Annotated in this window: 11 protein-coding genes and 3 pseudogenes; 2 read left to right on the top strand and 12 right to left on the bottom strand. The window is 34.8% G+C overall.

Translation table 11 applies throughout. The features are described from left to right. The 6 genes and pseudogenes from GB993_RS06480 to GB993_RS06500 form a co-directional block, all read right to left on the bottom strand. Nucleotides 1–756 (bottom strand): replication initiation protein (locus GB993_RS06480; RefSeq protein WP_161003576.1); only part of this gene is annotated, 756 nt, incomplete at its 3' end. Nucleotides 757–1479: 723 nt separating this feature from the next. Next, complete coding sequence (locus tag GB993_RS06485) at nucleotides 1480–1692, bottom strand: hypothetical protein (protein ID WP_010625611.1); 213 nt, start codon at nucleotides 1690–1692, stop codon at nucleotides 1480–1482. A 397-nt stretch (nucleotides 1693–2089) separates the two neighbouring features. Further along, the gene (locus tag GB993_RS06490; protein ID WP_161003577.1) at nucleotides 2090–2449 is read right to left on the bottom strand and encodes a hypothetical protein; all 360 of its coding nucleotides are present in this window, start codon (nucleotides 2447–2449) and stop codon (nucleotides 2090–2092) included. 12 nt (nucleotides 2450–2461) lie between these two features. Beyond that, nucleotides 2462–2575 (bottom strand): annotated as a pseudogene (locus GB993_RS13050) (site-specific integrase); the annotation flags it as partial. 4 nt (nucleotides 2576–2579) lie between these two features. Continuing rightward, on the bottom strand, nucleotides 2580–3158 hold the full coding sequence (locus GB993_RS06495) for a helix-turn-helix domain-containing protein (protein ID WP_161003578.1): 579 nt from the start codon (nucleotides 3156–3158) through the stop codon (nucleotides 2580–2582). A gap of 104 nt (nucleotides 3159–3262) precedes the next feature. Then, complete coding sequence (locus GB993_RS06500; protein ID WP_161003579.1) at nucleotides 3263–3850, bottom strand: site-specific integrase; 588 nt, start codon at nucleotides 3848–3850, stop codon at nucleotides 3263–3265. 77 nt (nucleotides 3851–3927) lie between these two features. Between GB993_RS06500 and GB993_RS06505 the strand changes: the two genes are divergently transcribed. Next, a complete protein-coding gene (locus GB993_RS06505) occupies nucleotides 3928–4209 on the top strand; it encodes a type II toxin-antitoxin system Phd/YefM family antitoxin (RefSeq protein ID WP_021816635.1) in 282 nt (93 codons plus the stop codon). Next, the gene (locus tag GB993_RS06510) at nucleotides 4206–4562 is read left to right on the top strand and encodes a type II toxin-antitoxin system YafQ family toxin (RefSeq protein WP_161003580.1); all 357 of its coding nucleotides are present in this window, start codon (nucleotides 4206–4208) and stop codon (nucleotides 4560–4562) included. Before GB993_RS06505 ends, GB993_RS06510 begins: the two co-directional genes overlap by 4 nt. A 144-nt stretch (nucleotides 4563–4706) precedes the next feature. On the opposite strand, the gene GB993_RS06515 is transcribed toward GB993_RS06510, so the two are convergent. From GB993_RS06515 to GB993_RS06540, 6 genes and pseudogenes are all read right to left on the bottom strand, one after another. Further along, on the bottom strand, nucleotides 4707–5129 hold the full coding sequence (locus tag GB993_RS06515) for a YjdF family protein (protein WP_161003581.1): 423 nt from the start codon (nucleotides 5127–5129) through the stop codon (nucleotides 4707–4709). A 280-nt stretch (nucleotides 5130–5409) separates the two neighbouring features. Then, nucleotides 5410–5747, bottom strand: a pseudogene (locus GB993_RS06520) (recombinase family protein); the annotation flags it as partial. Continuing rightward, on the bottom strand, nucleotides 5744–6190 hold the full coding sequence (locus tag GB993_RS06525; protein ID WP_347877352.1) for a VOC family protein: 447 nt from the start codon (nucleotides 6188–6190) through the stop codon (nucleotides 5744–5746). The pseudogene GB993_RS06520 and the gene GB993_RS06525, both read right to left, overlap by 4 nt. Beyond that, nucleotides 6187–6555, bottom strand: a complete 369-nt coding sequence (locus GB993_RS06530; RefSeq protein ID WP_161003583.1) for a hypothetical protein — start codon at nucleotides 6553–6555, stop codon at nucleotides 6187–6189. Before GB993_RS06530 ends, GB993_RS06525 begins: the two co-directional genes overlap by 4 nt. Nucleotides 6556–6591: 36 nt before the next feature. Next, nucleotides 6592–7197: a DUF536 domain-containing protein gene (locus tag GB993_RS06535; RefSeq protein ID WP_161003584.1), complete on the bottom strand. Its 606-nt coding sequence runs from the start codon at nucleotides 7195–7197 to the stop codon at nucleotides 6592–6594. Further along, nucleotides 7190–7468: pseudogene (locus tag GB993_RS06540) on the bottom strand (replication initiation protein); the annotation flags it as partial. The gene GB993_RS06535 and the pseudogene GB993_RS06540, both read right to left, overlap by 8 nt.

A 7468-nucleotide genomic window follows, 5' to 3' on the forward strand; every position in this document is an offset into this window, starting at 1 on the left:
ATTATGCTGAATGTTAAAGAGTTTTTGACGTTCATCTTGAAATTGACCTTGTGAGAAGTCGTTAGCGTCTTTCTTTTCAGGCTTCCAAGTAAAAGAATAGCCAATAACTGGTTTCCCACGCCCTTTACCATATTTTTTTCTAACCGTTAATCCTCTAAACAAAGGAGTTAATTCTTCTTTAATGGGTTTTATAACAAATTTATCGACGTTAGAGGGACTATTCCAGTAACTTTTGGGCATATCTAGTAATTCAAAAAAGTCTTCTTTAGAAAAATAAGCATATCCAGTGGTTCTGAACTGTTTTAGTAACCGAAACATTGTTTTTGCGTAACTACTTTTTAAATCTCTAAACTCTGCCAATGCATAACGAACCCAACTTTCAAGCTTGTTTAAAAGGGGTAAAGCACGTTCATAAACTTTTACGTCTACATAAGGTTCTTCTGCATCTCCATCAATTTTAAATTCTGTAAACAAAACAAAAAACTCTCGAGTTAATCCACTTTTACTTCGTCTACCAAAATGTAATCCCATCATTTTTTCATAAGTTCTCTGAATGTCATCTTCAAAACGGTTATTTGCAGTAGGTTTATAAGCACTTAGCTCTTTTAATTGATCAAAAGTAAAACGAATGGTCTGATCACTCTTATCACGCATACGAGAAATAATCGAAAAAAATAAATTCATTTCAACTGGAGTAAATTTTCGAAGTGGAATGGTATTTAACTCTGGATCATATTTAATAATTTCATTTCCCATGCTGTACCTCCTAATGATTACAAATTAATTTTAGATTATGTTTATCAAGTAGTCAACTTTATAGTTCTACTTGATAAACAGACAAAACCTACTTGATAAACAGACAAAACCTACTTGATAAACAGACAAAACCTACTTGATAAACAGACAAAACCTACTTGATAAACTTCTATAAGCCTTGGGAGAGTAAGCCTCAAAAGGGGTCTAAAAGAGGTTTAAAAGAGGTTTATAAAAGAGGTATAAAAGAGGCACTACTGTACAAGATCAAAATCTAAAACAAAAATACAAAGGAGTGAGCCCAAAAACAGGCTCACATTCAACTTCATTCGCTACGCTCCTTGCGCCTCACTCTGTTCGTTGCCAGATAAGGTGTGGCAAGCCACATTCAATACGGGCGCTGACGCCCCGTACCCCGTCCAAGCTGAACCAGCTTGACCGCTTTTTCACTCGCCGTTAGGCAGGAAAGCCAAAGTTTTATAGAAACTTTGGCTTTCGCCATTTCAGTGTTAAGACTGGTTTAGAGCTGTCAATTCCTTATGCTCCCACGCTACGCTCGTCCGCTACCATTGACAGCAAACAGTTAGTTTTTCTGAATCTTAACAAGAATCTAACTGCTATATTCGTTTTTAAGGGCCTTATTTCTCGTTTCTAGCGATTTTAAGACTGTTTATATATATTTATACCAAAGCAAAAATAAAAAGCCCTCAGCAGGCTTTTAGAGGGCTAAATAACGAAGCCAGGACGATTAATAATATCTTCTTGTCTTTTTTGCAAAACATAAGTATACAGGGAATCATACAAATTCTTTTTAATCTCGTCAGGTTCATTGAAAGAAGCTTCAAACAATTCTTGAATATCAACTTGCCAAGGATCAGCAAGCATTTCATCAATGGTTTTTAATACTTTCTTTTCGTCCATCTTGATGACTCCTAACATCAAAATAATGATTTCAATTTAGATTCACAGATTTTACAGTACCGTTATTCAAAATTTGTTACCAAACTCATAAAGATTCCTTGCACAGAACGATAAAAAAATTTGGCTTAAAACAGCGTAATCCGCAACACTTTTTAAATATTTAAAACATAACAATCTTAGTTTAGGTGCAAACATAAATTGAATTAAAAATACGCTCAATTAAATAACGAGAAAAACTGATTGTATGGTTATCAGCAGACCGAGTGAAACGAGGTCAAGGCGCACTTACACCCTTGACAAGTGTCAAGGGTAGATTTAATCCCCATCGAAATGGGTATTATTTGTATTAGAAGGCTAGCGCCAACTATAAAAAACCTAGAGCATACCCTCAAAAGCATAGAGCTAAATATCAAGATTAATCAATCACATTATCAAGAATCCAATGGCTATAAGCAAGACGAGCGCCTGGAGTTATTAACCAAGGGTGATTAATTTCGAAAATTTGAATTTCAGTTTCTAAGTAAAGTGGGGTCTTGCCATGATTAAAATTAAAAATAGGTTGCGGAAAATCAGGCTTACTAGCGACCTGATGAACACTTTGACGAGAATTCATCTGCCAACGAATTTTTAAATCTTCACGTGACAATAATTGTGGGAGTTCAGTTTTTTCAATTTGAGCTTGTTGTTGCAACTTTTGCGTAAAGGCTTGTTTAGTCTTGTTTTGATGCCAGTCATCAAAAAGATCATACTTGTTTGATTCAAAATCTAAATCCATAAAGCCAGCCTCCTAACCAAAATCAATCTGATCCAACATAGTTTCAGTACTTGCCTGATCCCAGCCTAAGTAAGCTAGTGTCATGGCTTCACTGGAATGGTTTAATAAATGTATGACCAAACTAATTTATTTAAAAAATCATTGGAATAAATATAGCAATTACAATAATTAATAATATAATCCAAATTGCTAACCCAATTGGGTTTTGCGGATTAATTGTTAATCCGATACCAAAGCTTTTTGGGATTAACAAAGGAGCTCGTTTGTTGAGCGGACCAGGATTGCCTAAACGATAATGCCATAAAGAAGCTATCATGATATACATAACCAAAACAAATATTGAAATACTCATTAAACGGCTATTTAAAAAGTGTTGCCTACCAAAGAGATTCAATAAAAAAGGAATTAAAATAATTGTCATTGTCACTACTACCAATGAAATATCGAGTTTCTTTAGTCTTTTTTGCTTTCTTAAAGCTTGAGCATCTTCGCTAATTTTTTTCATAACTTCCTTGTCTCCCTTAATTAATGCATCGAATGATAGGTTATATATTTGAGTTAATTTAACTAAAATATCGATATCTGGATAGTTTTTTCCACGTTCCCAATTAGAAAGGGCTTGTCGAGTAACATTCAATTTGTGAGCGACTTGTTCTTGTGTTAAACCAAGTTCTTTTCGCCTACTATAAATGACTTCACTTAATTTCATCAATCCTATCCCCCTAACGTTACTAGTTTACCTAGGTACATAGTTTATCGAAAGCAAGAAGTTCTTGCTTTCGATAATGAACCATTAAAATTAAGACTTTTTCGTTAACCAAAATCAATTTGATCCAGCATCGTTTCGGTACTTGCTTGGTCTAAACCTAAATATGCTAAAGTCATGGCTTCACTAGAATGATTTAATAAGTGCATGACTAGGCCAATATTGTAATTTGATTGCGTGTAGACGCGATAAGCCCCGGTTTTGCGCATTGTATGGGTCCCTAGATAATTAATTCCTAACAGATCGCCAACCTTGCTCATGATTTTGTAGAACTGTTTTTCAGTAATATGGCGTTCTGGGTGTTGAATTGAAGGAAAGAGCCATTCAGAATCCAGCTTATGATCAAGCAGCCATTGACGGTACAATAAGAGCTCTGTTTGAACAGGTTTAAGGTACAAGGTATTAGGTTTACCAGTTTTTCGGTCGTGAATAAACGCATTTTGTTTAATAGAACCGTCCGGATTAAAAATATCGGCCTGTTTTAAGCGCATGACATCACTGACCCGTAGCAGTGTAGCTTTGCCAACTTGAAAAACTGTATAGTTACGCCGGCCAGCTTTAAAGTTGTTGAGTAAGGTATCTTGAACCTCCTTGAGAACATTTGAATCTTTGATGGGTAAGACAACTTGTTGCATAGTTTTAGCTCCTTAAAAAAATTGATTTTTAGTACAAATTAAAGTACAATATTAAGTACAATGAAAGGGTGGTAAATATGACATTAGCATTAACCCAGAGCGATTTTCGCGCTAACCTAAAAAAATATTTAGATCAAGTTAATGACGAAGACGAAACCGTTTATATTGCTCGTTCAAATAGTCGCGCAGTAGCCATCGTTTCGCAAGAAAAAATGGACTGGCTAGAACGGGCATTAAAAGCTAAAGAAGGTTCGTTAGAATATGCAATTGCGCGTGATCAGTTAATTAAACGACATGTTTTACCTGATGATGAAATTGTTGAATCAAATGATGATTATTGGGGTCAGTTTAAACAATGAAAAAATTAAGATTTAAACCGCGTGCAACCTTTAATGCTGACCTAAAGCGATTAGCCAGTTTAGATAAAACTATTATTGACGAAGTTCGAGCAGCCATTGACCTGTTGCTCGAACAACAACAATTACCACCAGAATTTGAGGATCATGAGCTTAATCGGCGAATGAGCGGGTATAATGAATTTCACTTACGAGATACCCCGAAAAACAGAACACCAAATGAAACTAACGATGTCCTGGTTGTTTATACGATTGATAAAGATGAACTAGTCTTAATTGGAATTCGAGTCGGATCGCATGATCGTTTATTTCCTGGTCAAAATCGTTCTAAAAGGTATCGAAAAAATGACGAATAGAAGAAGTTATTTTTATAATATAAAAATAAATAACCCCCAATATCTACATTATAGATATTAGGGGTTATTCTTTCAATATTTTTGAGGGGTTATTTGTAAGTTATAGACCCTCAAATGCAATATATAGTTTTCTATACTAGGTTCTCAATGTCCTTTGTGTTTTTGTATTTTCTTGGTCTGGCGCAATTTATATCTTTTTTCTTGATCCAAGATCTTCCTGGTACGTCTATTATGTTGTCGTGTTACTTTTTGACATTCCAACTGTTTTTGGAGTGTTTGTTGTGCTTTAGTACCGACACCATACTGAATACTCTTTTTAGCTAACCTTTGAAGACGCTTAGGATTGATTTTTCGTTCAGAAACAGACGAAGCACAAACAGTTTGTTTGAAAAAGATAATTTTATTCCAATGATGAATAACCAGATCGTAAATCAAAGTTAATTTAGGTTCTGAAGGACCTAAGTTAACTTGGCTAACTTCATAAGTTGAATCAAAACGTCTTTCAAAGATAGCTTTGTAAAACGGTGGTTCATAGACAATTGTTAATGAGCTCTTGATAGTAGACATCAAACATCCTCCTTAAAATTAATTAAGAAAGATGGACAACCAAGGAGGCAGGTTACTGATAGCTTCGCTACGTTCGGACTACCAACCGAACTGTGTTTTTACTTTCTACTGCTAGTTTAACTCAAATATCCCACTCAGAGTAGTTTGCTAAAAATTCTGAATGGGGCAATTAGAATTATAGACCCTAGAGGTGTGATAATTTTAAGCTACTGCATATTAACTAAATTGCATTAAAAAAGTGGCGCTTTGTTAGTTATTTCCATTTAACCTTGTATTTCTTTCAGTATACTATAAAGGCTGTCCCTTTAATACCGGCATGGTACAGTTTAAAGGCATGCTGCATCTTTGGAATATTGAGGCTTGCAACCATGATATTTAACCTGTTTTTAGTTAATGCTATTCCCTGTTACTGCCGTTCAATAATTAGTTTACGTTCGCTTTCAGCATGATACTTAGACAGTTCAATGATAAGGTTAGTCTAGTCATCAGTTGACGTAAGTTAGGATCAACAATCCCCGTCATGGACGGCAAATTCAAAATATCTAGGGTGGCACCCTTATTTAGGATGGTGTTCATGATCTTAGTTAAGTCTTGGTTGTTTCTGCATAAGCGACCTAATCCTTATTAAAAACTTTTGTGGCATTTCTCATTAGTTTATCAAAATCTTTTTGCTCGACATGAGGCTGAGTTAGCGTTATTAAATATCCATCAGGATCTTTTATTGTGGCCTCCAATGCATTCCAAGGTTTTTCGGATAAGGGTTCTTGAATTGCTTTTGGGGAAATTTGGGATATTTTCTCTGAAGCATCGGTCACCAACAGATTTAAATAGATTCCTGAACCAGCTTTAAAATTAGATTTTTGAATTAGCATAATGTCTTGATACTTATTAAGCCTTAGGTGATTCATAATGACTTCTTTTTTACTGTTTCTATATTTAAATAATGATTCAAACCCTAAAGACATTTCGTAAAACTTGGCTGATTTATCTATATCCCTCACCATTAGTTTGGGAAAGAAAGGCATTTGATAATATTCCATAATGTATAGTCTCCTTTTCATATGCCATACAACAAATAATCATTAAAACCGATAAAGGCACTAATTAATTTCTGGTTTTCAGCTGAAAGATTCATTGGAGGAAAATTGGCTACTAAAGAGCATAAATATAAGTAATTGGGGCTATAGCGTTTGGAAAAATTGAGACTTCCAAATTTTCCTTGTATTTTGTCAAATAGATACTGAATTTCCCTAGTTGTATCGCATTTAATAAAATGGTTCAAATAAGCAAACTGAGATTTGGCTGTATTATCAATCATCGCTTTAGCTGTGTTAATGGTTACAAAAAGCCATTGATTCAAATCTATTATTTGTTTAGGCCGGTTAGCCAGTTTCGTTTTAGTCAATTCAAATAACTCTCTTCTCATGATGCTTTCACCTTCTTATTTGGTGGCATAGGCTTATTACCAAAAATGCCACCAATTTTTATGGGCTTTATTTTTAGGTGCATCTTTTTGTATATTACCAGATTGAGGCACTTTTTTTTTGCCTTGCTTGTCATCTCTACCCTTATTTTGAATAGAGTTATTTTCAGTTGATTGAACTTTTTGATTGGATTTAGACGTTCCAACAAAGCCACTTAATTTTTGCACATGTTCTTTTAATTGGCGATTTTCTGCTACTATTGCTAATTGTAATTGTTGCTGCTGATCTATCAATTTTGTTAGCTGATCTAGTTGGCGGTCTTTGCTACTTATTTGTTGGTCTTTGGTAGCAAGCTGTTTGTCAAGTTGATACTTTAACTCTTCTATTTCTCTTCTTAGAGTAAAAATTAGCTCATTATTTTCTTTGCTATCTTTTGTCGCTTTTTTGCTACCTATTTGTTGATCTTTTGCTACCAAAGGCTTTGCTACCTTGTCCCTAATAATCCTTTCAGCTGTAAGGCTAATCATATTTTTACCTTGACTATCTTTTTGTTGGTTCTTTGTTGGTAGTCTTTGGTAGTGATATTGAATGGTTTGTTTAGAGACCTTTAATTCGTCAGCAAGTTCTCTAATAGTTTTAGGCACGATTTCCAAACCCCTTTCGGAGTTCAGCAAGTGCTTCTTGTCTTGCTTGATCTCTTATTTTTTTATCGTGCTCGGCCTGTTTATCAGCCAATGCTTGTTTCTCAGTAGAGCCTAAAGTTAACCCCTTAACCTTGTCAATGGCGCGCCATTTTTCCTGTTCTGTTAATTCACCATTATGCTGAATGTTAAAGAGTTTTTGACGTTCATCTTGAAATTGACCTTGTGAGAAGTCGTTAGCGTCTTTCTTTTCAGGCTTCCAAGTAAAAGAATA

It is taken from the genome of Furfurilactobacillus milii (assembly GCF_009864005.1).
GTDB classification, from domain to species: domain Bacteria; phylum Bacillota; class Bacilli; order Lactobacillales; family Lactobacillaceae; genus Furfurilactobacillus; species Furfurilactobacillus rossiae_B.

What these genes read in the sequence shown, in the direction of transcription:
- GB993_RS06495 (WP_161003578.1), bottom strand. Translation starts at nt 3,158, where the DNA reads ATGAAATTAAGTGAAGTCATTTATAGTAGGCGAAAAGAACTTGGTTTA.
- GB993_RS06500 (WP_161003579.1), bottom strand. Translation starts at nt 3,850, where the DNA reads ATGCAACAAGTTGTCTTACCCATCAAAGATTCAAATGTTCTCAAGGAG.
- GB993_RS06505 (WP_021816635.1), top strand. Translation starts at nt 3,928, where the DNA reads ATGACATTAGCATTAACCCAGAGCGATTTTCGCGCTAACCTAAAAAAA.
- GB993_RS06530 (WP_161003583.1), bottom strand. Translation starts at nt 6,555, where the DNA reads ATGAGAAGAGAGTTATTTGAATTGACTAAAACGAAACTGGCTAACCGG.
- GB993_RS06485 (WP_010625611.1), bottom strand. Translation starts at nt 1,692, where the DNA reads ATGTTAGGAGTCATCAAGATGGACGAAAAGAAAGTATTAAAAACCATT.
- GB993_RS06525 (WP_347877352.1), bottom strand. Translation starts at nt 6,190, where the DNA reads ATGAAAAGGAGACTATACATTATGGAATATTATCAAATGCCTTTCTTT.
- GB993_RS06515 (WP_161003581.1), bottom strand. Translation starts at nt 5,129, where the DNA reads ATGTCTACTATCAAGAGCTCATTAACAATTGTCTATGAACCACCGTTT.
- GB993_RS06510 (WP_161003580.1), top strand. Translation starts at nt 4,206, where the DNA reads ATGAAAAAATTAAGATTTAAACCGCGTGCAACCTTTAATGCTGACCTA.
- GB993_RS06490 (WP_161003577.1), bottom strand. Translation starts at nt 2,449, where the DNA reads ATGGATTTAGATTTTGAATCAAACAAGTATGATCTTTTTGATGACTGG.